Source organism: Nocardia sp. NPDC050718 (assembly GCF_040654235.1).
Classification (GTDB): Bacteria; Actinomycetota; Actinomycetes; order Mycobacteriales; family Mycobacteriaceae; genus Nocardia.
Genome location: NZ_JBFAHQ010000002.1, coordinates 1,017,993 through 1,040,503 on the forward strand (window position 1 = coordinate 1,017,993; position 22,511 = coordinate 1,040,503).

Genomic DNA, 22,511 nt, shown 5'->3' on the forward strand with positions numbered 1-22,511 from the left:
CCACCGCCGCGCGGGTCGATCAGCGCAGGGCGAGGGTGACGGTGTCGCCGTCGCCGAGCTGGTACTGCGCGAGCGGGGTGCCGTCGGCGAGCTCGACATCACCGTCGACCAGCAGTCGCTGCTGCTCGGCTGGGATGCCGGTCTGCTCCGCGACGAGCGCCTTCAACGCGTCGACCTGCGCCGCCGCGTCGACGGTGACCGGGAAGCTCGCCCCGTCGGCGTTCGTGACCGCCAGTGTGAGGGACTCCGCGATCGGTGACGCGGGCGCGCCGGGCAGGCCCGGAAGGCCCGGCAGGCCGGGGGCGGCGGGTGCCGCAGGAGCCGCGGGGGCGTCGGGTGTCTCGGAAGCGCCCGGTGCGCCGGGCAGCGCGGGGGCGCCGGGAATCGGTGGTGCGGGCTGCGCCGACGCGACGGCGGGAACGACCAGGGCGGCCATCGGCGCGGACAATGCCGCCGTGGTCAGCCCTGCCGCCAGCGCGCGGCGTAACGAGGTGGAGCGGGCGGAGCGACGTGCGTGGTGCTGAACTCTCATCGTGGTGAGTCCTTTCATCGTCCACGAGGACGCGTTGGGGAATCGAACCAGGAAACGAGATGTCACGCTGTGCCATGGCGGGCCGGGCCCGCCGCACCCCAGTGTGCCACCGGACACCCCCGATCCGGCTGACCTCGGGGGTGTCCTCGTGGCGGATCGCGCGGACTAGACCGTCGTGCCGTACCGCCGCGAGGTGAACACGCGGGTGCCCTCGCTGGTCTGGAACGCGGCGGTGGTGGACGAGCCGATGATCAGCAGCGTCCGCATGTCGACCTCGTCCGGATCGAGCTCGCCGAGGGTGATCACCCGGACCGATTCGGTCGGCCCGCCGACATCGCGGCCGAGCACCACCGGCGTCTCCGGCGCGCGGTGCGCCAGCAGCACATCGCGCATGGCGCCCACCTGCCAGCGACGCTGCGACGAGGCCGGGTTGTAGACGGCGATCGCCATATCGGCGGCGGCGACAGCCGAAAGGCGCTGGGCGACAACGTCCCACGGCTTGAGCCGGTCGGAGAGCGAGATCATCGCGTAGTCGTGCCCGAGCGGCGCGCCCACCCGGCTGGCGACCGCGTTGGCGGCGGTGAGGCCGGGCAGCACCCGCACCGGCACCTGCGCGAACTGTGGCTCGGCCGACACCTCGAGCACCGCGGCGGCCATCGCGAACACGCCGGGATCACCCGAGGACACGACCGCGACCCTGGCGCCCCGCTTGGCCAGATCCAGTGCCATGGCGGCCCGTTCGGACTCGACCTTGTTGTCGCTGGCGTGCCTGCGCTGTCCCGCACGGGCGGGCACGCGGTCGATGTAGGTGGTGTAGCCGACGAGATCGGTGGCCTCGGCCAGCGCGGCGGTGACCTCCGGCGTCGTCCACGCGGTGTCGCCGGGGCCGAGCCCGACCACGACGACCTCGCCCGGGGTGACGGGCTCGGCCGGGGGCTCGGCGGCGGAGGCGGCCCTGTCCCTGGCGACGATCGGGGTGGTCGGGGTCGGGCCGGGCACCAGGGTGATCGCGAAGTAGGGCACGTCGGCCTCGTCGACGTCGGCGGCGGCCAGCACCCGTTCGCGGGTGCTGCTCGCGCGCTCGACGTAGTAGGCGTCGTCGAGGCGCCCCGCGTCCGAGAGTGACTGGCGCACACCGGGATAGGTGCGGCCGAGCTTCATGATCGCCGCGGCGTCGGTATCGCGCAGGCGACGGGTGAGCTCCTCGACCGGCATCGTGCCGGGGAGCACGGTGAGCACCTGCTCGCCCTCGACCAGCGGCGTGCCCAGCGCCGCCGAGGCCGCGCTGACGGAGGTGATCCCGGGGACGATCTCGGCCTCGAACCGATCGGCCAGCCGGCGATGCATGTGCATGTAGGAGCTGTAGAACAGCGGGTCACCGGCGGCCAGCAGGGCGACCGAGCGCCCGGCCGCCAGGTGCACGGCGAGCCGGGCCGCGGCCTGCTCGTAGAACTCGTCGATCGCGCCCTGGTAGCCGCCGGGATGATCGGTGGTCTCGGTGGTCACCGGGTAGACCAGGTGCTCCTCGATCTGGCCGGCGCGCAGGTACGGCTCGGCGATCCCGCGCGAAATGCTGCGCCCGTGCCGGGCGCTGTGGAAGGCCACCACGTCGGCGGCGGTGATCAGGCGGGCCGCCTTCACCGTCACCAGTTCCGGATCGCCGGGGCCGAGGCCGATACCCCACAGTTTGCCGGTGCTGATCTCGCTCATTCCTGTTCGCTCGCGATCGCGTTGAGGGCCGAGGCGGTGATCGCGCTGCCGCCGCGGCGGCCCCGCACGGTGAGGTACTCCACCCCGCCGAAGTCGATCAGCGCCTGCTTGGATTCGGCGGCGCCGATGAAGCCGACCGGGATGCCGATGATCGCGGCGGGTGTCGGGGCGCCCGCGTCGAGCATGTCGAGCAGGTGGAACAGCGCGGTGGGCGCGTTGCCGATGGCGACCACCGCGCCGTCGAGCTGATCGCGCAGCAGTTCCAGCGCGGCCACCGACCGGGTGTTGCCCAGCTCGGCGGCGAGCGCGGGCACCCGCGGGTCGGTGAGGTTGCACAGCACCGCGTTGTCGGCGGGCAGCCGCTTGCGGGTGACGCCGGCGGCGACCATGTTCGCGTCGCAGATGATCGGCTTGCCCGCGCGCAGGGCGGCGCGGGCCGCGGCGACCACGCCGGGGGAGTAGGCGATGTCGCCGGCCAGGTCGACCTGCCCGCAACCGTGGATCATGCGCACCGCGACCCGCTCGACATCGGCCGGGAAACCGGCCAGCTCGGCTTCGGCGCGGATCGTCGCGAACGAGCGCCGATAGATCTCGGCCCCGTCGGTGAGGTAGCTGGTACGCACGTCGGACATGCCGACCACCCTAGAACCTGTGTCCGGCGGCGTTTCCGCCGCGGTGGCTCAGGTGCGCGGCCGCTCGAGGATGCGCGACATCACCAGCGAGCTGCGGGTGCGGCCCACGCGCGCGTTCTCCCTGATCCGCTCGACCGTCACCTCGATCTCGGCCATGTCGGTGGCCATCACGTGCACCAGCGCGTCGGCCTCGCCCGCGATCGTCCACACGCCGACGACCTGCGGAATCGGTTCCAGGGTGCGGCGCAGTTCGGCGGGGGAGATGTTGTCGCGGTAGTACACCTCCACATAGGCCTCGGTGGTCCAGCCCAGCGCCGCGGGATTGACCTGCGCGGTGAACCCGGTGATCTGCCCGCTGGCCACCATCTTGTCCACCCGCCGCTTCACCGCGGGCGCCGACAACCCGACCACCGCGCCGATCTCCTGGAACGAGGCGCGGGCGTGGGTGAGCAGGACCGACAGGATGCGGCGATCGATATCGTCCACGTCACTCCTTCGCCGATGGGACGCAAGATTTCTCCATTCTGACACCGAAATGCGCAACGAATCGGTGTTCCCTGTGCAACGCGCACACATTTACCGTCGTAGCAACACGTCGATCCGCGCAGCCACCGGGAGTCCTGATGACCGCCGCAGCCCCCCTTCGCGAAACCACCTCCGCGCGGGTCGCCCCGGCGCCCGCGCGGGTCGCCACCCCGCGCCGCTATGTCATGTGCAGGCCCGACCACTTCGCGGTCGCCTACGCGATCAATCCCTGGATGGACCCCGCCGCCCCGGTGGACCGGGCGCGGGCGCTGGCCCAGTGGGAGATCCTGCGGGCGGTGCTCGAGGAACACGGGCACACCGTGGAGACCGTCCCCGGCGAACCGGGCCTGCCCGACATGGTGTTCGCGGCCAACAGCGGGATCGTGATCGGCGGGCACGCGCTCTCGGCCCGGTTCGCCCACCCCGAACGCGCGGCGGAGGGGCCGGCGTTCCACCGCTGGTTCGCGGCCAGGGAACTGCGCGCGCTCGCCCCCGCGTCCGAGACCAACGAGGGCGAGGGCGATTTCACCTTCGCCGGGCAGCGGATCCTGGCCGGTGTCGGCTTCCGCTGCTCGCTGTCCGCGCACGCCGAGGTCGAGCGGTACTTCGACCTGCCGGTGGTGTCGCTGGAACTCGTCGATCCGCGGTTCTACCACCTCGACACCGCGCTGATGGTCCTCGACGACGCCACCATCGCCTACTACCCGGCCGCGTTCGGCCCGGCCGCCCGCGATGTGCTGGCCGCGCTGTACCCGGACGCGATCCTGGCCGAGGAGAACGACGCGCTGTCGTTCGGCCTCAACGGCGTCAGCGACGGGCACCACGTCTTCCTCGACCCGGGCGCCACCGGTCTGATCGCCGCCCTCCGGGACCGCGGATTCGCGCCGGTGCCGGTCGACATGTCCGAACTGCGCAAGGGCGGCGGCGGCGTGAAGTGCTGTGTGCTGGAACTGCACACGCGCCGCGACACGACCGCCGGGTAGCCCGGGGCAGCCCCGCGACGCCCACATACTGTCCGGGTGGCACACCCGGAGCAGACCACGGCGGAACGGCGCGCCAGCTGGACCGAGCTGTTCTTCGACCTCGTCGCCGTCGCGGGGATCGGCCAGCTCACGCACCTGCTGCACCGGGGTCCGTCGCTGGGCGAGTTCGGCCTGTACGCGCTGCTGTATCTGGCGTTCTGGGTGGTGTGGGCCTGCGTCACCGTGTACAGCAATGTCGCGGGCGAACAGGCGCGCACCACCCTGGTGTTCGGCTGCATGTTCGGCCTGTGCGTGATGATGGCGGCCGTCGACGGGATGCCCGAGGACCACGCGAACGTCTTCGCCGCGATCTACGTGGTGGTCCGGATCGCGTCGTCCTCGGCGTGGGGTCGCGGCCAGGTGGTGGTGGACTGGCCGATCGCGCAGATCGGCTCCGGCACACTGCCGTGGCTGGTCTCGCTGTGGGTGCCCGCGCCGGGGAAGTTCGTGCTGTGGGGCGTCGGCCTCGCGATCGACCTGTGGGTGATGTTCACCGTCGACGCCGAACGGTTGATGCTCGACGCGCAGCGGCGGGTGCGCTCCCGGCTGCGCCGTCGCCGTCCCGGTCCGCCCCGCCCGCCGCGCCGTCCGCCGCCGCGACTGCGGATGCTGCACGCGGAGCCGGGACATCTGGGCGAGCGCCTCGGCCAGTATCTGATCATCGTGCTCGGGGAGGGCGTGATCTCGGTGATCGCGGCGGTGTCGGTGGAGGAGTGGACGGTGCCGGTCGCGGTGATCGGGGTGTGCGCGTTCCTGTGCCTGCTCGGCATGTGGGGCTGACGCTGCACTACGGGTTCGTGCCCCGCATGATGGACGCCGCGACCCGCACGATCGACGTGACCCGGCACCGGGTGATGGCCACCCACTGCGCGCTGAGCGGGACGGTGGCGACCGTCGCGGCCGGCCTCGGCCTGGTGGCCGCGCACCCGTCGGGGCACCTGCCCGCCGGCATCGGCTGGGTCCTCGGTGGCGGCGCCGCGGCCTTCTTCCTGGTCTGCGGACTGGGCGGGCTGGCCAGCGCGGGCCCCCGCTGGCTGCTGCGCTGGCCGCTACCGTGCCTGCTGGCCGCGCTGGTCCTGGCCTGGGCGGCACCGCATCTCGGCGGGATGTGGCTGGTGGTCGGTGTGACGATCACCTTGACGGCGGCGGTCGTCTCGGAGACCTACCGCGCGCGTCGCCCGATCCCCGTGTGACGTGCGCGCCGGTGCGGATCGCCGCACCGGCGCGCGAAAGCTGCTGCTGGTCACTCGAATTCGGTGCCACCGTCGCGCAGCAGATAGGCGTCGGAGACGATCTTGCCGATCGCGCGGCCGCCGAGGCCGGCCGAGAGCCGCTCGGTCGCGGGGCGCACCACCAGGCCCTCCCGGATGTTCGCGCCCGCGCCACTGACGGTCTCGGTGCCCTCGGCCAGTGCCAGCAGCAGCGCCGCGTCGTAGGGGCCCTCGTAGAGGACCGGCACCCGCGGTACGGCGAGCCCGAGTTCGTCGAGCAGCGTGCCGATCTCGGCAGGGTCCAGCCAGCGGACCGGTTCGCCGTCCCGGGCGACCGCGATGTCGAACAGGCCGTAGCCCAGCGAGGCGTCGTGCGCGGCCGAGGCGCCGTAGTGCAGGTCCTGCACGCCCGCGCCGTACACCTCGCCGAAGAGGCCGATCCGGTCGGCGTCGAGCGCGGTGGCCAGCTTCCGGGCGGCCTCGTCGAGTCCGTGCGCCCGGATCGCCCGCCAGTACAGGTTGCCCTCCGCAGGGGTGAGCGACAGCGACTTCCCGCCGACGCCCTTGGAGGACACCAGGATCCGGTCCTCGGCCCGCACGTGCGTGAGCAGACACGCGGTGCCGTGGATCTTCTCCGTCGCCACCACCGGTTCCCCCGCGGTGAAGATGCCGGGGAACCGCTTGATGTTCTCGACATCGATCCACCGCAGCAGCTCCGGCGCCGCTTCGACCTGCCCGGCCATCGAGACCGGCACCGGCGGTACCCATTTGGTGATCCCGAGCAGCTCGGCGAAGTCCGTGCCCGCGTCAGCGGCAGCCGCCAGGTCGACACCGTCGAGCGCGCCGGGCAGGCACACGATGCCCTGCGACACCTCCCCGCGCAGCCGCACGGCCTTCACCCGATTGTGCTGGGACCCCGCCAGTTTCCCGGTCAGCCCGAGCTCGGCGATGAGCGCGTCGGGCAGGACGGCCTGCTCCGGAATGTAGATCGCGTGCGCGCCGGTCGCGAACTGGCCCTTGGCGACGACGGCCCGGTACAGGCCGACCTGGGCCAGTTCGAGCCGGTCGGCGTTCGGATGGGCGTGGACGACCAGTCGTTCGGCCGTCACCTGCAGTGTGGACATGGAAACCCCCTCGATGCGAGGTGGTCAGCGTACGAGCCGGCGCGCGCCGGAGTCGATCGAATTTCGCCGGGGGAGAACGTCAGTGGGTGTCGACGCGGTAGCCGTCGGGGGTGGCCACGACATCGGTGACCGGTCCGGTCGGACGGCCGCAGCGGCGCTCGCAGCCGGACCAGTGCTGGCGGCCCGCCACCGTGACGTCTTCGGCGGGGACCACGATCCGCGCGGGATCCGGGGTACCGGACCGGACGCGGTCGGTCTCGACGGCGGCCGCGAGATCGGCGCGCACGTCGGTGAGTGACTTCGCGCAGCCGGGGCGGCCCGCGCAGGCACTGACCTGCAACCACGGGGACTGCGCGTCGAAGATCAGGCCCATCGGCGCGAGCACCCGGACGACCGTCTCGGCGGGTCCCTCGTCGAGGTCGGTGATCACCAGGCTGCGCCACGGGGTCACGAAGACGGGGCGTTCGACGGCGGCGAGGAACTCCGCGGTCCGCGCGGGCAGCGTGCCGAGTGGCACCCCGGCGCCGAGGCTCACCAGGCCGTCGTCCTGGTCCAGCCAGCCGATCGGAAGATCGTGTGCCGCACCGAGTTCCAATGGCGCGCCGACGGGGGAGCGGTCCAGCGCCTCGATGACGCGCTCGGCGCCGCCGGGGATCTCGTGCAACCGCCACTGCCCGTCGTCGCCGGTGCCGCGCAGGTCGAGGAAGCCGCGCGCCGCGTCGAGCATCACCTCGACCGCCTCGCTCGCGCTGACCCGCAGCCCGGTGTCGGCGCCCGCGAGCACCACGGCGAACTCGTCGGCGGCGACGGCCTGGATACCGATGTCGCCGCGCAGGGTGCTCACGTCGCCGCGGCCGTCGTCCACGGTGAACAGCACCCGGCCGGGCAGATCCGCCAGCCGGGGATCGGCCCGCAGGCCCGCGTCGAGGTCGGCGGCGAGCCCGTGCACGTCCGCCCAGCCGCCGACCCGGCCCGACAGCGGCGACGCCACGATATTGCGCACCCGCTCGTGGGTGCGGCTGGGCAGCAGACCCGCGGCGCCGAGCCGATCGGCGAGCGCGGCGGCGTCACGGACCTGCCGCAGCTGGATATTGCCGCGGGAGGTGAGTTCCAAGGCGCCGTTGCCCAGGTCGCGGGCCGCGTCGGCGAGGGCTTGCAGCTGCTGGGGCGCCAGCCGGCCGCCGGGGACGCGGATCCGCGCCAGCGGCCCGTCGGCGGCCTGGTGCAGGCGCAGGACACCGGGGCAGGAATCGGGGGTACTCCTGGTCATGATCCGTCCAGCCTACGACCGCCGACCGGCGCGCCGCCGTCAGGCGGTGCGGGTGGATGTCCCCTAGGGTGGGCGGGGAATCGTTCGCCGGTCGTTCGCCGACAGGAGAGGTCGCCGCATGTTGCGTGAATTCGTGGACAAGCGTGTCGTTCCCGCGCTCGACCGGGTCGCGCACGCGCAGACCGGCACGGTCGGCCGCTATGTCGACTGGCTCGAGCGCAGGCATCCGGAGGACGCGCCGGTGGAGACGTTGCGGCGGCTGTCGCGGCAGTACCTCGTGGTCGTCACCACCAGCGGTGTGCTGGTCGGCCTCACCGCCGCCGTGCCCGGGGTGGGCACCCTGCTGAGCCTGGCCGCGACCGGTGTCGACACCGCCGTGTTCCTGGAGGCGTCTTCGGTGCTGTCGGTCGGCGCGGCCGCGGCCTACGATCTCGACCCCGACGACCCGCGCCGCAGGTACCTGGTGTCGAAGGTCGTCCTCGGTGAGGCGGGCACGAAGGTGCTCGACGAGACCGCGGGGCACAAGACCGGCCAGTGGCTCGGGGTGGTCACCGACCACATTCCCGGCTTGGCGAGCATGCCCGACTCCCCGGCCAAACGTTTCATCGTCAACTACCTCGTGAAACGCACCCTGCTGCTGTTCGGCACCCTCGTCCCGGCCGGGATCGGCGCCGTCATCGGCGGGGTCGGCAACAACGCGCTCGGCCAGATGGTGGTCGCCAACGTCTACCGCAATCTCGGCACCGGTTCCCCGGAGATGGTCGCCGTGGGCACCACCCGCGACTGAGCGCTTGACCTTCGACCAGCTCGAACCCCGATGATGGCCGGGTGCCCGAACCCGACCTGCTCACCATCGGCGCCTTCGCCCGTGCCTGCGGCCTGAGCACCAGCGCCCTGCGTTTCTACGCCGACGCGGGTGTGCTCGTCCCCGCCGTGATCGACGAGTCCACCGGCTACCGCTACTACGCGCCCGGCCAGACCGGCCCGGCCCGGTTGATCCGCCGGCTGCGTGCCGCCGAGATGCCGCTGCCCGCGGTCGCCGCCGTCCTCGCCGAGCCCGATCCCGCCCGCGCCACCGAACTGGTCGACGACCACCTCGCCGAACTGCATCATCGGCTCCGGGCGGTCCACGCGGCCGCCGACGCGGCCCGGACAGCGGTGCGTGCCGAGGTGACCCCCGGCCCCGTCGACCGGACCGGACCCGGCTCACGCCGGGCGCCGGTGGAGGGGGGTGCGCTGGACGGTCAGGCGTCGGTGAACGATGGCGCACCGATGGACGGCCGCGCTCAGGCCTGCGGTCCCGCGCTGGCGGATGGCACCGCGCTGGCGGATGGCACCGCGCTGGAGGGCGGCACCGCGCGGGTGACCGGCAGCGCACCGGCGGACGGCACCGGGCCGGGGTCGTCCGCGGACGACGTCCTCCGGGTGCGTGGACCACTGCTCGCGGCCGCCATCGACGAGATCGCGACCGCGACGGTCATCGATCCGAACCTGCCCGTGCTGAATACCATTCACGTCGAATCGACCGCCCAGGACCTGACTCTCACCGCCACCGACCGCTACCGCCTGGCCACCCGCACCCTGCGTCCGTCGCAGCCGTCCGCCACCGCGTGGTCGGTCACCGTCGACGCCGACGATCTCCGTGCCGCCACCTCCTGGCTGCGCCGAACGCACACCGTCACGATCAGCGTGGCAGCCACCCACATCGTCCTCGCCGCCGACCCGGCCGGGCGCGCGGAAGCACCCGATGCCCGAGTTCGCGGTAGCCACCATCGGCCGGCGGAACCGGATCGGCCGCGACCGTCGACCGACGATCGCCGGCCCGGGGAACGGGGAACCGCGGCCGACGAGCCCCGCGTGGGTGACGCAGTCGATGCGGCCGGTGCGGATCGGCGACGATGCCGCCGATCGGCCGAGGACTTCCCCGACTACCGGGGAATGCTGACGGCGCTGCCCGCTGTCACCACCCGGGTGGTGCTGGGCCGGGCAGCACTGCTGGACGCGCTCGAGCGGACCGGCTCGTCCACGATCGCGCTGCACATCGATCCGGGGGGTGAGGTGCGAACTGCCGACGGCGAGGACACCCGGAGCCTGCCCGCGACCGTCACCGGCCCGGGCATGACGATCCACTTCACGGTCACCACCCTGTACCCCGCCGTCACCGCAGCGGTCGGCCCCGACGTGATGCTCGATCTCGCCGCCCCCGACCTCCCCGCCCGAATCCGCTCCGCCGACGACGGCGACCTGCTGACCCTGGCCATGCCCTGCCGACCTGCCCCCGCCGACCTGCCCGTCCGGTGACCGCCGACCTGCCCGTCAGGTAACCACCGCAGGGCCTGCCCGGCCGCCCTCGGCCCACCCACCGACCATGCCGATGGCGTCTCGGGGCGCCCGACGACGTCGCGGCGACCTTGCGGCGGGCAGCCGACTCCCTACCGCCACGGCCACCGCTACCGCCGCTGCCACGGCCACCGCCACCGCCGCTGCCACGGCCACGGCCAACCCGCCGCCGGCCGACCGAACCGCCTGCCGACCATCACCGACGAGGAGACCTCCGATGACCACCACCGACCCCACCATGGCCCGAATCACCCAGGGCGTCAATGACTTCCGCGGCGGTGATCCCGAGGGTGGGCGCACCGCATTGCTCGACGTCTGGACCGACATCGGCCCCATGGGCGACCCCCTGCACCGCTGCACCCTCGCCCACTACCTCGCCGACACCTACGACGACCCGGCCGAAGCCCTAGTCTGGGACGTGCGGGCCCTCGACGCCGCCGACGCCCTCACCGACACCCGCCTGCGGGCCCACCACGCGGACCTGAACGTCGCCGGTTTCTACCCGTCCCTGCACCTCAATCTCGCCGACAACTTCCGCCGCCTCGGCGCGTTCCCCGCCGCCACCCGCCACGTCGACGCCGCCCGCGAACGCCTGGCCACCCTCGGCGACGACGACTACGGCACCCTCATCCGCACCGCCGTCACCGAGGTCGCCGCCGCGATCGCCGCGCGCGACACCACCCGCCGTCCGAGCCACTGACAGCGATCGCTCCGCGCCGTCGGCACCCGCCGCGACCAGGAACCGGGCGCGCGTGTGCACCGGGCGACCGATCGCGTCACCCCTGATCAAGATCACTACTCGCCGGTGCGGGCACCCTCCCGGGGGTTGCCCGCGCCGTCGCGTGGTGATCCGCGGAGCGCGGGCTGGAAAGTTGCGGTCGACGGGCGGCCAGTACGATCGGGATGCTCGGCGGGCGTCGAGGAAACCGGTGGAAATCCGGTGCGGTCGCGCCACTGTGAACAGCCAGACCCTCTCCGGCGAGCACGACAACCGATCCCGATGGGCGCGTCACCCGAGGAAGGCCTCACCCTGTGATCCTGCTGCTGTCCACCTCCGACACCGATCTGCTCAGCGCCCGCGCGAGCGGCGCCGACTACCGGTGGGGCAATCCCGCACGGTTGCTGGTGGATGACCTGCCGGGGTTGCTCGACGGCGCCGACCTGGTGATCGTGCGCATCCTCGGCGGCAAGCGCGCCTGGGAGGACGGCCTCGAGGCCGTCCGGGCGAGCGGGGTGCCGATGGTCGCCCTCGGCGGCGAGATCGCCCCGGACGCCGAACTCATGGAGTGCTCGACGGTCCCGGTGGGCGTCGCGGCCGACGCGCACAACTACCTCGCCGCCGGCGGCGCGGACAACCTGCGCGAACTGCACAACTTCCTCTCCGACACGGTCCTGCTGACCGGCCACGGCTTCGAGCCGCCGGTGGAACTGCCCACCTGGGGCGAACTCGACCGCGCCGCCCGCATTCTCGAACCGCACGCCCCGACCGTCGCGGTCGTCTACTACCGCGCCCAGCATCTGGCGGGCAACACCGGCTACATCGACGCGCTGTGCACCGCGATCGAGTCCAAGGGCGCCCGCGCGCTGCCGGTCTACTGCGCCTCGCTGCGCACCGCCGAGCCGGAACTGCTCGCCCTGCTCGGCCGCGCCGACGCGCTCGTGGTGACGGTGCTCGCGGCCGGTGGCAGCAAGCCCGCCACCGCCTCGGCCGGTGGTGACGACGAGGCCTGGGACGTGGCCGCGCTGGCCGCCCTCGACGTGCCGATCCTGCAGGGCCTGTGCCTGACCAGCGGCCGCGCCCAGTGGGAGGACAACGACGACGGCCTCTCGCCGCTCGACGTCGCCACTCAGGTCGCGGTGCCCGAGTTCGACGGCCGCATCATCACGGTGCCGTTCTCGTTCAAGGAGTTCGACGACGACGGCCTGTCCACCTACGTGCCCGATCCCGAGCGCGCCGCCCGCGTCGCCGGGATCGCCGTGCGCCACGCCCGCCTGCGGCACATCCCGGCCGCCGACAAGCGAATCGCGATCATGCTCTCGGCCTACCCGACCAAGCACGCACGCATCGGCAACGCCGTCGGCCTCGACACCCCCGCCAGCGCGATCCGCCTGCTCACCGAATTGCGCACCGCCGGTTACGACCTCGGCGAACCCGGCGAGATCCCCGGCCTCGACGAGCGGGACGGCGACGCGCTCATCCACGCGCTGATCGCCGCGGGCGGACAGGACCCGGACTGGCTGTCCGCCGAACAGCTCGAGGGCAACCCGATCCGGATCGGCGCCGCCACCTACACCCGCTGGTTCGAGTCCCTGCCCGCCGACCTGCGCGAGGCCGTGGTCGAGGCGTGGGGCCCGCCGCCGGGGGAGCTCTACGTCGACCGGTCCGCCGACCCGCAGGGCGAGATCGTCATCGCCGCACTGCGTTTCGGCAACGTGGTGCTGATGGTGCAGCCGCCCCGCGGCTTCGGTGAGAACCCCGTCGCCATCTACCACGACCCGGACCTGCCGCCGAGCCACCACTACCTGGCCGCCTACCGCTGGCTGTCCGCGCCCGACGGTTTCGGCGCCGACGCGATGGTGCACCTGGGCAAGCACGGCAACCTGGAGTGGCTGCCCGGCAAGACCCTCGGCATGTCGGCCTCCTGTGGCACCGACGCCGCCCTCGGCGACCTGCCGCTGATCTACCCGTTCCTGGTCAACGACCCGGGCGAGGGCACCCAGGCCAAGCGCCGCGCGCACGCCACCCTGGTCGACCACCTGATCCCGCCGATGGCGCGCGCCGAGACCTACGGCGACATCTCCCGGCTCGAGCAGCTGCTCGACGAGCACGCCAACATCTCCGCCCTGGACCCGGCCAAGCTGCCCGCCATCCGCCAGCAGATCTGGACGCTGATGCGCGCCGCCAAGATGGACCACGACCTCGGTCTGGCCGAACGGCCCGAGGAAGACGTCTTCGACGACATGCTGCTGCACGTCGACGGCTGGCTGTGTGAGATCAAGGACGTGCAGATCCGCGACGGCCTGCACATCCTCGGCCAGGCGCCCGAGGGTGAGATGGAACTCGACCTGGTGCTGGCCATGCTGCGTGCCCGTCAGCTGTGGGGCGGCGAGCAGAACGTGCCCGGCCTGCGCGAGGCACTGGGGCTCAGCGAAGCCGGTGACGAAGCCCGCGAGCGGGTGGATGTGGTCGAGGGCCGCGCCCGCGAACTGCTGGCGGCGCTGCAGGCGACGGACTGGGCCGTCGACACGGTCGAGCCGCTGGTCGCCGACTTCGAAACCGCGATCCTCGACGGGCACCGCGCCGCACCGGGTGACGGAAACCGCGATGCCGAGCGGCTGGACAAGGTCGCCACCATCCTGCGGTTCGCCGCGACCGAGGTCGTGCCCCGCCTGCGCGAGACCGGCATCGAGATCGCCCGCGTGCTGCACGCGCTCAACGGCGGTTTCATCCCGGCGGGCCCCAGCGGTTCCCCGCTGCGCGGCCTGATCAACGTGCTGCCCACCGGCCGCAACTTCTACTCCGTCGACCCCAAGGCCGTCCCGTCGCGACTGGCCTGGGAGACCGGCCAGGCCATGGCGGAATCCCTGCTGGCGCGCTACCTCGCCGACCACGGCGAATACCCGAAGTCGGTGGGCCTGTCGGTATGGGGCACCTCGGCCATGCGGACCTCCGGTGACGACATCGCCGAGGTCTTCGCGCTGTTGGGCGTGCGGCCGGTCTGGGACGAGGCCAGCCGCCGCGTCACCGCCCTGGCGGTGATCCCCCTCGACGAGCTCGCCCGTCCGCGCATCGACGTCACCGTCCGCATCTCCGGGTTCTTCCGCGACGCCTTCCCGCACGTGCTCGCCCTGCTCGACGACGCGGTCCGCCTGGTCGCCGACCTCGACGAGCCCGCCGAGTCGAATTACGTGCGCGCGCACGCCCAGTCGGACCTGGCCGCGCACGGCGACACCCGCCGGGCAACCACCCGCATCTTCGGTTCCAAGCCCGGCACCTACGGCGCGGGCCTGCTCCAGCTCATCGACTCCAAGAGCTGGCGGACCGACGACGACCTCGCGCAGGTGTACACCACCTGGGGTGGCTACGCCTACGGTCGCGACCTCGACGGCGCCCCTGCCGCCGACGACATGCGCACCGCCTACCAGCGGATCGCGGTGGCGGCCAAGAACACCGACACCCGCGAGCACGACATCGCCGACTCCGACGACTACTTCCAGTACCACGGCGGCATGGTCGCCACCGTGCGCGCGCTGACCGGCAAGAACCCCGAGGCCTACATCGGCGACTCCACCCGCCCCGACGCCGTGCGCACCCGCACGCTCTCGGAGGAGACCGCCCGTGTCTTCCGCGCCCGCGTGGTGAACCCACGCTGGCTCGAGGCGATGCGCCGCCACGGCTACAAGGGCGCCTTCGAGATGGCCGCCACCGTCGACTACCTGTTCGGCTACGACGCCACCACCAATGTGGTCGCCGACTGGATGTACGAGAAGCTGTCCGAGAGCTACGTCTTCGACGACGTCAACCGCAAGTTCATGGAGCAGTCCAACCCGTGGGCGCTGCACGGCATCGCCGAACGCCTGCTCGAGGCCGCCGAGCGCAAGCTGTGGGAGCACCCGGAGCCCGAGACGCTGGACAAGCTGCGCCAGGTCTACCTCGAGACCGAGGGCGAGCTGGAGTGAGCACCGAGCAGTCCGCCGCCTATTTCCGCCGCGACGGCGAGGTGTACACGCCGACGTCGTGGGGCCGGAGCCTGTGGGCCGAGGGGCTCCTGTCCGGCCCGCCGGTGTGCGGACTGCTCGCCCGCGAGATCGAGAACCGGTACCGCACCGGGGAATTCGTGCCCGCCCGGTTCACCGTCGACCTGCACCAGCCGGTGCCGGCGGTCGCGCTGACCGTCGACAGCGAACCGACCCGCGACGGCAACCGGGTGCGCGCGGCGCAGGCGGTGCTGCGCGCCGACGGCGTGGTCGTCGCGCGGGCCTCGGCGGTGCTGCTGAAGCGCTCGGCGCAGCCGCCGGGCGAGGTGTGGCGCGAGGTGCGGCGGCCACCGCTGCCGCCGGCGGAACTGTTGGCCGCTGTCGCGCCGACCGTGCACCTGTTCGACAGCGACGGGTCCGGCGAGGGCTGGTCGGTCGAGATCTCCCGGCACGAGAACGACACCCGCAAGCGCAAGTGGGTGCGCGGCATCCCGGTGGTCGCCGGGGAGCCCGGGTCGCCGTTCGTCTTCGCCGCCATGGCGGGTGAGCAGGCCAGCCTGGTGACCAACTGGGGCACCGAGGGCATCGGCTTCATCAACACCGACGTCTCGATCACGTTCTCGCGGATGCCGATCGGCCCGGAGATGGGCATCGAGGCGGGCAACCACCTCAGCCATGACGGCATCGCCGCCGGGTCGGCCGCGCTCTACGACGCGGACGGTGAATTCGCGGTGTGCACGGTGTCGGCCGTCGCCAACGAGCGCAGGCAGATCAGCGGCGCGGCCATCGACGCCTACATTCCGCAGCGCGGTGGCAGGCAGCACGCCTGAGCTGCCGGACTTGCCGGAAAACTAGAACGCGTTCTACTCTGATCGTGGTGCGTGGGCGCACCACGGCACCCCGGTGCCGACCGCAGGGCAGAAGAGAGTCGCAATGAGCACTTCTCCGGCGTACTTCACGCAGGACGACGGCGTTTTCCAGCCCACCCGCTTCTCGATGAGCCTGTGGGCGCCGAGCACGCTGTCCGGTCCGCCGGTGTGCGGGCTGATCGCCCGCGAGGTCGAGGCACGCTACTGCGGCGACGGGTTCGCGCCCGCCCGGCTGACCGTCGACCTGCACCGGGCGGTGCCCGCGGTGCCGCTGACCGTGCACAGCGAGCTGGTCCGCGACGGCAAACGGGTCCGCGCGGTGGCGATCGTGCTGCGCTCCGGTGGTGAGCCGGTGGCGCGGGGCAGCGCGCTGCTGCTGAAGCGGTCGACCCAGCCGCCGGGGGAGGTGTGGCGGCCCGAGCGGGACCGGCCGCTGCCCCCGCGCGACGCGCTGGCCACCGTCGACGAGGCCATGCACCTGTTCGGCAGCGACGGCAACGGGTGGTCGGTGAAGATGACCGAGCACCAGAACGACGCCAGGAAACGCAAGTGGGTGCGCAATATCCCGGTGGTCGCCGGGGAGGCGTCCTCCCCGTTCTGCTTCGCCGCCATGGCGGGGGAGCAGACGAGTCTGGTGACCAACTGGGGTACCGAGGGCATCGGCTTCATCAACACCGACGTCTCGATCACGTTCTCGCGCCTGCCGATCGGGCTCGAGATGGGCATCGAGGCGGAGTCGCACCTCAGCGACGACGGCATCGCCGCGGGCGCCGCGGTCCTCTACGACGCCGAGGGCGCGTTCGGGATCTGCACCACCACGGCACTGGCCAACGAGCACCGGCAGATCCAGGGCTCGGTCATCGACACCCTGTCCGAGGAGTTCGCGCTGACCCAGGTCACGCCGGATCGAGGCCGCTGAACGCCAGGCCAACGGTGGTCGCGCACAGCACGAACCCGGCCGCGGTGGTGGTCAGCAGGTAGCCGAGCGCGATGAGCCGGGCCGGCGGCAGCAGCGCCAGCAGCAGTGCCGGGGTCAGCAGTGCCGCCAGGGTGAGCGCCCAGCTGAGCCAGTACGAGGTCTGGATGGGCTCGATCTCGGCGAACGCGATCGTCCGCGGCACGGGCACCTGCCACGCGTCCTGCACCGCGAACGTCGCGGGGACCAGCACGAACACGGCGACGAACAGTCCCGCCGCGACTCCCCATCCCGCCCGCCATCTGACCTGCCCCGGCACCGCTGCACTCACCCGCCCACACACCTTCCCTGCCACCCGGTCCACCCACTGCGCCGTGCCCATGCTGCCTCGAGTGGTCCCCGCCCGCGCGCAACCACGCGCCGTGTCCTCGGCTCCGATCAGCCTCGCCGTGGCTCGGACCAGGCTGTTTCCCACGGGCGACGGCCGGCGCGCGCTCGCCTGGGTGCCGGAAGCGGGGTCGTCGCGAACGTCGGTCCGGCCGCGGCGCCGCGCCGGAACAGGCCACGGAGCCGATCGAGCGCGCTCACGCCGGAACCAGCGTCACGATCAGCTCGTCGGCGATCGACTCCGCCTTCACCATGCCCTCGCCGAGATACAGCGTGGCGGCGCGCGGCCTGCCGTCGGGCAGCGGCACGACCGAGACCGCGTCCACCCGCCGACCGGCGAGCGCGTCGTAGGGCGGTTCGTCGGTGACGTCGAACGCGGTGTACTTGCCCGAGGCGGCGACGTATTCGATGTTCACCGGGTCGACCAGCGGTTCGAACGGATCCCGCCACGGCGCGGCGCCGATCCGCAGCTCCGCGCCGTCGACTCCGGCGTCGAGGAGCAGGGTCGCGCCGTCGTGGAAGGTGAATTCGATCGGCCCCTCGGTGCGGTCGATGTCGTCGCCGAGGACGTAGAACATCCGGCGGACGGCGATGATCGTCCCGTCGACCGCGGCATTGAGCGCGGCGCGGCCGGATTCGTCGATGTCGGACACAGGCTTCCTCCCCGGGCGGATGAGCCATCATGTCGCCGCACCGGCGCGCCACGCAACTCCGCTTCGGCGTGTTCACCGCCGCGACCCGGCCACCGGCCGCGCGCCCCGCCGCTCGTACAGTGGATTCATGGTGGATCCCACCCCGGACGACACCGCGGCGGCGGTGGAGCGCGCGGCCGAGCTGCTGGCCGGGCGCCGCGTCGTGGTGATCTCCGGCGCCGGGCTGAGCACCGACAGCGGCATCCCCGACTACCGCGGCCCCGATTCCCCGCCGCGCACCCCGATGACCTATCAGCAGTTCGTGGGTGACGCCGAGTTCCGGCAGCGCTACTGGGCCCGCAACCACCTCGGCTGGCGGCGCATGGACGCGGCCCGGCCGAACCAGGGCCACCGGGCCGTCGCCGCGCTCGAACGCGCAGGCGTGGTCTCCGGCGTCATCACCCAGAACGTGGACCTGCTGCACACCAAGGCCGGGGCGCGGCGGGTGATCGACCTGCACGGCACCTACGCCAGGGTCTGCTGCCTGCGCTGCACCGCGATGATCTCCCGCATGACGCTGGCCGAACGGCTCGAGGCCGCCAATCCCGGTTTCGCGGAGGATGTTTCGGCGACCGGCATCGAAGTGGCCCCCGACGCGGACGCGGTGGTCACCGACACCGACCGCTTCCGGATGCTCGACTGCGCGCGCTGTGGCGGCCTGCTCAAGCCCGACATCGTGTACTTCGGGGAAACCGTGCCCGCCGAGCGGGTGGCCGCGGCCTACGCCCTGATCGACGAGGCGGGGGCGGTGCTCGTCGCCGGATCGTCACTGACGGTGATGTCGGGGCTGCGCTTCGTGCGCCGGGCGGCGAAAAACGGTGTGCCGGTGGTGATCGTCAATCGGGGTGCCACCCGCGGCGACGAGCTGGCCGCCGTGCGCGTCCACGCGGGCTGCTCGGAGACCTTGCGCGCCTTCGCCGAACGGCTCGCCGTGCCCGCGAGCCGATGAGCGATTCCGTCGAGGACGCGATCGCCACCTTCTTCGCGGGCAAACCGCATTCCCACGAGATCTTCACGGTGCTGCGGGAATTGATCGCGGCCAACGGTCCCGCGGAACTGTCGGTGGCTTCGCAGATCGGGTTCGGGGTCGCGCGCAAGTTCGCGTGGGTATCGCTCTACAACGTCACCGGGCGGAATCCGGAAGGCACCGTGCAAATCATGCTCGCGATCGATTCCGAAATCGCGGGCCCACCGGTGTACCGGGTGAATCAGGTCGGCCGGGCGCGGTGGAATCACCTGGTCGTCGTGCATTCCCCGGCCGAAGCGCGGGCCCGGGAACTGCGAGTTCTGATCGCCGCGGCCTATCGTTTCGGTGCGAAATGATCGGTCACTTGATCCCTCGTTGACGGCGGCGGATTCGACGTGGGTAAGCTCTGCCCACCAGTGCATGAAGAGTTCCACCCGCGGCGCAAAGTTTTCCTCGCAGCGGGGTTGTCGGCCCTCGTGTGGGCCGCATGATCGACCCCCAACTTGCCAGCCGATCAGAACCAGGGCTTTTCCATGACCGATACCGTCGTTGCCGAACCACGCCTCACGCATCGCCAGACGCTCACGATTCTGTCCGGCCTGCTACTCGGGGTGTTCCTCGCCGCGCTCGACCAGAACATCGTCAGCGTCGCGATCGTCCGGATCGCGAACAGCCTCGATGGATTCGACGAACAGGCCTGGGCGACAACGGCTTATCTGATCACCGCCACGGTCACCACACCGCTCTACGGCAAGCTCGCCGACATCTACGGCCGCAAACCGTTCTATCTGCTGGCGATCGCGCTGTTCGTGCTCGGCTCGGCTGCCTGTTGCTTCGCGACCACCATGTATCAGCTGGCGGCCTGCCGCGCCTTCCAGGGGCTGGGCGCCGGCGGGCTCATGTCGCTGGCGTTCACCATCGTCGGCGATATCGTGCCCGCCCGGGAACGGGTCCGCTACCAGGGCTATTTCCTCATGGTGTTCGGCATCGCGACGGTGCTCGGCCCGGTGGTCGGCGGATTCCTGTCCGACTACGAGAGTCTCGGCGGGATCGAGGGCTGGCGCTGGGTGTTCCTGGTGAACGTGCCGGTCGGGGTCCTGGCGTTCGTCGTGGTCGCCAAGGTGCTGAACGTGCGCCACGTCCGCCGGCCCAGCCGGATCGACTGGTTCGGCGCGCTCACCCTCGTCGTCGGGGTGGTGCCGTTGCTGATCGTGGCCGAACAGGGCCGGATGTGGGGCTGGACCTCGCCGAAGTCGTTGCTGTGCTACGGAATCTGCGCGGGCGGGCTGCTGCTGTTCCTGATCGTCGAGTTCGTCATGAAGGACGCGGCGCTGATCCCGCTGCGCCTGTTCCGCAGCCGGACGTTCAGCATCGCCATCCTCGGCGGGTTCCTCATCGGCGTCTCGATGTTCGGCGCGATCACGATGGTGCCGCAGTATCTGCAGGTGGTCCGTGGTTTCTCGCCGACCGAGGCGGGTCTGCTGATGCTGCCGCTGGTGTTGGGGATCATGGTCGGCGCCCAGCTGTCGGGGCTGATCACCAAGGCCACCGGGCGCTACAAGGTGCTGCCGGTGCTCGGGGCGCTGATCCTGGCGATCGGCTGCGCCCTGTTCGCCCGGGTCGGCTACGACGGGCCGCTGTGGCAGCCCCTGGCCTACAGCGCGATCATGGGATTCGGCCTCGGCGGCTGCATGCAGACGCTGATCATCGCCGCGCAGAACGCGGTGGCGCGCACCGAGATGGGCGTGTCGACGGCGGCGGCCACCTTCTTCCGGCAGCTCGGCGGCACGCTGGGCGTCGCGGTCTTCCTGACCGTGCTGTTCGACCGGCTGCCCGGCGCGATCCTGTCGGCCTTCGGCGGCAGCCTGCCACCGGGCCTCGACGCCGCCGGTCTCGACGCGCTGCAACGCGACACCTCCGGGATCGCGGGGCTGCCCGACGCGCTGCGGGTGCCGATCCTCACCGGATTCACCGACGCCATGCAGGGCGTGTTCCTGCTCGCCGCCGATCTGGCGGTGGTGGCCTGCCTGGTGCTGGTGTTCATGAAAGAGATTCCGCTGCGCGAGGATCCGGTGCCCGAGGAGGGATCCGACGGCACCCTGCTGCGGGACGTGAGCCTGCACGACGCGCACGAGATGGTCGATTCGCTGCGGCCCGCCGCGACCGGTCGGGTCATCGCGGGACTGTTGCGCCGCGACGACTCCCGTCCGGTGCCCTCGGCCACGCTCACGCTCATCGACCAGCACGGGCATCAGGTGGCGCGCGGCAACGGCGACGCCGACGGGGCCTACGTCATCGAAGCGCCCCAGCCCGGCAACTACGTCCTGATCGCCGCCGCGGCCGGGCACCAGCCCGAGGCGGTGAGCGTGTCGATGGGGGAGCGGGCCCTGCACGTCGACCTGATGCTCGTCGGCGCGGGCGAACTCACCGGCATCGTGCGCTCGGCCCGGCGCGGCGAACCACTGCTCGGCGCGACCGTGACGCTCACCGATCCCGAGGGTGACGTCGTCGGCGCCGCGATCACCGGCGAGGACGGCGCGTACGTGTGCCGCGACGTCGTCAGCGGGACCTACACGCTGGTCGCGGTCGCCGACCACATGCGCCCGTCGGCGGTCGCGCTGACCGTCCCCGAGACGGGCTCGCTGCACCACGACATCGACCTGGAACCGATGGCCATCCTGGTCGGTTCCGCCTGGGTGGACGGCGACCGCCCGGTCGCCGACGTGCAGATCACCGTCCTGGACGCCGGCGGCGACCCGGCCGCCACCACCCGCACCGACGAGAAGGGCCAGTACCTGGTCCCCGACCTGCCCGAGGGCGAGTACACCGTCGTCGCCCGCGGCTACCCGCCGGTCGCCAGCCAGGTCTCGGTGACCCGCGGTGAGATCACCCACGACGTCACCCTGGGCTACGACACCGAGGAGTCCCTCCACCAGCGCTGACCGCCCGGGTCCGGACGGCGCGGCCGGTCATGGCGCGAGCATGGCCAGGAACGTGGCGAGGATCGTTTCGCGGGACGGCACGTCGGTGTCACCGATCAGCCAGGGGTGGCTGACGCGGAACAGACAGCTGCTCACCAGGAGGAAGGTGGCGGCGCGCACGTCTATGCCCGCGCGGATGCGGCCTGCCTCCTGCAGGGCGGTGAGGTGGTCGCCGATCAGGTCGATACCGCGCTGCGGCCTGCGGTCCGCGTCGGCAGCGAGGAAACCGTGCAGCCCGGCGCGGAGGTCGACGTCGGCCTGGGCGGCGAACATGACGACCACGGCGCGTTCGAGGAACTGTTCGACCGTGGCGGTGAAGGTGTCCAGGGTCTCCGGCAGTGGCCGAGTTCCGACGCCCTGCGCACGCAACTCCACCAGCGGTGCGAGGGCGTGCTCGAAGACCGCGGACAGCAGGCCGTCGCGGGTGCCGTAGTGGTAGAAGATGCTGCCCTCGGAGGTGCCCGCGCGTTCGGCGATCTCCTTCGTGGTCAGGCGGGCGATGCCTTTGTCGCGCAGCAGTTCGTAGGTCGCGGTCAGGATCTGCTCGCGGCCGCCGGAGGGTGGCCGGCCGCGCCGGGGCGTCGTCATGCTGCGAACACTACTTCTTGAGTAGACGCTCAGTAAAGGGATATACT

21 protein-coding genes are annotated in these 22,511 nt (G+C 72.0%); 12 read left to right on the top strand and 9 right to left on the bottom strand.

Features of this window, described 5'->3' with window-relative positions; all coding sequences use genetic code 11:
• Window positions 1-19: 19 nt before the first annotated feature.
• From AB0H54_RS14195 to AB0H54_RS14210, 4 genes are all read right to left on the bottom strand, one after another.
• Window positions 20-532 carry a ubiquitin-like domain-containing protein gene (locus AB0H54_RS14195; RefSeq protein ID WP_357345617.1) on the bottom strand — a complete coding sequence of 171 codons (513 nt, stop codon included), beginning with the start codon at window positions 530-532 and terminating at the stop codon, window positions 20-22.
• A gap of 165 nt (window positions 533-697) precedes the next feature.
• Complete coding sequence (cobJ, locus tag AB0H54_RS14200) at window positions 698-2,242, bottom strand: precorrin-3B C(17)-methyltransferase (protein ID WP_357345619.1); 1,545 nt, start codon at window positions 2,240-2,242, stop codon at window positions 698-700.
• Window positions 2,239-2,874, bottom strand: coding sequence for a precorrin-8X methylmutase (locus AB0H54_RS14205; RefSeq protein WP_357345621.1), 636 nt, complete (start codon window positions 2,872-2,874; stop codon window positions 2,239-2,241). The genes cobJ and AB0H54_RS14205 overlap by 4 nt, the downstream gene beginning before the upstream one ends.
• 48 nt (window positions 2,875-2,922) lie before the next feature.
• Entirely contained in the window at window positions 2,923-3,360 is a 438-nt protein-coding gene (locus AB0H54_RS14210) for an Lrp/AsnC family transcriptional regulator (RefSeq protein ID WP_218718291.1), read from the bottom strand.
• A gap of 137 nt (window positions 3,361-3,497) precedes the next feature.
• Between AB0H54_RS14210 and ddaH the strand changes: the two genes are divergently transcribed.
• The 3 genes from ddaH to AB0H54_RS14225 are packed head-to-tail and all read left to right on the top strand — an operon-like array spanning window position 3,498 to window position 5,614.
• Entirely contained in the window at window positions 3,498-4,382 is an 885-nt protein-coding gene (gene ddaH, locus AB0H54_RS14215) for a dimethylargininase (protein ID WP_357345623.1), read from the top strand.
• Window positions 4,383-4,418: 36 nt separating this feature from the next.
• Window positions 4,419-5,201 (top strand): low temperature requirement protein A, encoded by a 783-nt coding sequence (locus tag AB0H54_RS14220; RefSeq protein WP_357345625.1) that lies wholly within the window; start codon window positions 4,419-4,421, stop codon window positions 5,199-5,201.
• The gene (locus tag AB0H54_RS14225; protein WP_357345627.1) at window positions 5,177-5,614 is read left to right on the top strand and encodes a hypothetical protein; all 438 of its coding nucleotides are present in this window, start codon (window positions 5,177-5,179) and stop codon (window positions 5,612-5,614) included. Before AB0H54_RS14220 ends, AB0H54_RS14225 begins: the two co-directional genes overlap by 25 nt.
• A gap of 50 nt (window positions 5,615-5,664) precedes the next feature.
• Here the strand turns inward: AB0H54_RS14225 and AB0H54_RS14230 are convergent, their stop codons facing one another.
• Window positions 5,665-6,756, bottom strand: coding sequence for an RNA ligase (ATP) (locus AB0H54_RS14230; protein WP_357345629.1), 1,092 nt, complete (start codon window positions 6,754-6,756; stop codon window positions 5,665-5,667).
• 79 nt (window positions 6,757-6,835) lie between these two features.
• Window positions 6,836-8,026 (bottom strand): precorrin-3B synthase, encoded by a 1,191-nt coding sequence (gene cobG / locus AB0H54_RS14235; RefSeq protein ID WP_357345631.1) that lies wholly within the window; start codon window positions 8,024-8,026, stop codon window positions 6,836-6,838.
• A gap of 118 nt (window positions 8,027-8,144) precedes the next feature.
• On the opposite strand from cobG, the gene AB0H54_RS14240 reads away from it, so the two are divergent.
• The 6 genes from AB0H54_RS14240 to AB0H54_RS14265 all read left to right on the top strand — a co-directional run bounded on the left by AB0H54_RS14240 (window position 8,145) and on the right by AB0H54_RS14265 (window position 16,852).
• Window positions 8,145-8,813: a hypothetical protein gene (locus tag AB0H54_RS14240; protein ID WP_355284568.1), complete on the top strand. Its 669-nt coding sequence runs from the start codon at window positions 8,145-8,147 to the stop codon at window positions 8,811-8,813.
• A 41-nt stretch (window positions 8,814-8,854) separates the two neighbouring features.
• A complete protein-coding gene (locus AB0H54_RS14245; protein WP_357345634.1) occupies window positions 8,855-10,327 on the top strand; it encodes a MerR family transcriptional regulator in 1,473 nt (490 codons plus the stop codon).
• Between the two features lie 256 nt (window positions 10,328-10,583).
• The gene (locus tag AB0H54_RS14250; protein WP_357345636.1) at window positions 10,584-11,066 is read left to right on the top strand and encodes a hypothetical protein; all 483 of its coding nucleotides are present in this window, start codon (window positions 10,584-10,586) and stop codon (window positions 11,064-11,066) included.
• 332 nt (window positions 11,067-11,398) lie between these two features.
• Window positions 11,399-15,046, top strand: coding sequence for a cobaltochelatase subunit CobN (cobN, locus tag AB0H54_RS14255; protein ID WP_357345638.1), 3,648 nt, complete (start codon window positions 11,399-11,401; stop codon window positions 15,044-15,046).
• Window positions 15,043-15,894: an acyl-CoA thioesterase domain-containing protein gene (locus AB0H54_RS14260; protein WP_357345640.1), complete on the top strand. Its 852-nt coding sequence runs from the start codon at window positions 15,043-15,045 to the stop codon at window positions 15,892-15,894. Before cobN ends, AB0H54_RS14260 begins: the two co-directional genes overlap by 4 nt.
• Window positions 15,895-15,997: 103 nt before the next feature.
• Window positions 15,998-16,852 (top strand): acyl-CoA thioesterase domain-containing protein, encoded by an 855-nt coding sequence (locus AB0H54_RS14265; RefSeq protein WP_357345642.1) that lies wholly within the window; start codon window positions 15,998-16,000, stop codon window positions 16,850-16,852.
• Here AB0H54_RS14265 and AB0H54_RS14270 read toward each other — a convergent pair.
• Both AB0H54_RS14270 and AB0H54_RS14275 read right to left on the bottom strand, forming a co-directional pair.
• Window positions 16,830-17,180 carry a hypothetical protein gene (locus tag AB0H54_RS14270; protein WP_357345644.1) on the bottom strand — a complete coding sequence of 117 codons (351 nt, stop codon included), beginning with the start codon at window positions 17,178-17,180 and terminating at the stop codon, window positions 16,830-16,832. The genes AB0H54_RS14265 and AB0H54_RS14270 overlap by 23 nt on opposite strands.
• A gap of 253 nt (window positions 17,181-17,433) precedes the next feature.
• Window positions 17,434-17,889, bottom strand: a complete 456-nt coding sequence (locus tag AB0H54_RS14275; RefSeq protein ID WP_357345645.1) for a hypothetical protein — start codon at window positions 17,887-17,889, stop codon at window positions 17,434-17,436.
• 127 nt (window positions 17,890-18,016) lie between these two features.
• On the opposite strand from AB0H54_RS14275, the gene AB0H54_RS14280 reads away from it, so the two are divergent.
• From AB0H54_RS14280 to AB0H54_RS14290, 3 genes are all read left to right on the top strand, one after another.
• Entirely contained in the window at window positions 18,017-18,877 is an 861-nt protein-coding gene (locus AB0H54_RS14280; protein ID WP_357345647.1) for an NAD-dependent protein deacetylase, read from the top strand.
• Window positions 18,874-19,251, top strand: coding sequence for a DUF5655 domain-containing protein (locus tag AB0H54_RS14285; RefSeq protein WP_357345649.1), 378 nt, complete (start codon window positions 18,874-18,876; stop codon window positions 19,249-19,251). The genes AB0H54_RS14280 and AB0H54_RS14285 overlap by 4 nt, the downstream gene beginning before the upstream one ends.
• Before the next feature lie 177 nt (window positions 19,252-19,428).
• A complete protein-coding gene (locus AB0H54_RS14290) occupies window positions 19,429-21,837 on the top strand; it encodes an MFS transporter (RefSeq protein ID WP_357345651.1) in 2,409 nt (802 codons plus the stop codon).
• Window positions 21,838-21,864: 27 nt separating this feature from the next.
• Here AB0H54_RS14290 and AB0H54_RS14295 read toward each other — a convergent pair whose 3' ends face one another.
• Window positions 21,865-22,464, bottom strand: coding sequence for a TetR/AcrR family transcriptional regulator (locus AB0H54_RS14295; RefSeq protein WP_357345653.1), 600 nt, complete (start codon window positions 22,462-22,464; stop codon window positions 21,865-21,867).
• Between the last annotated feature and the right edge of the window lie 47 nt (window positions 22,465-22,511).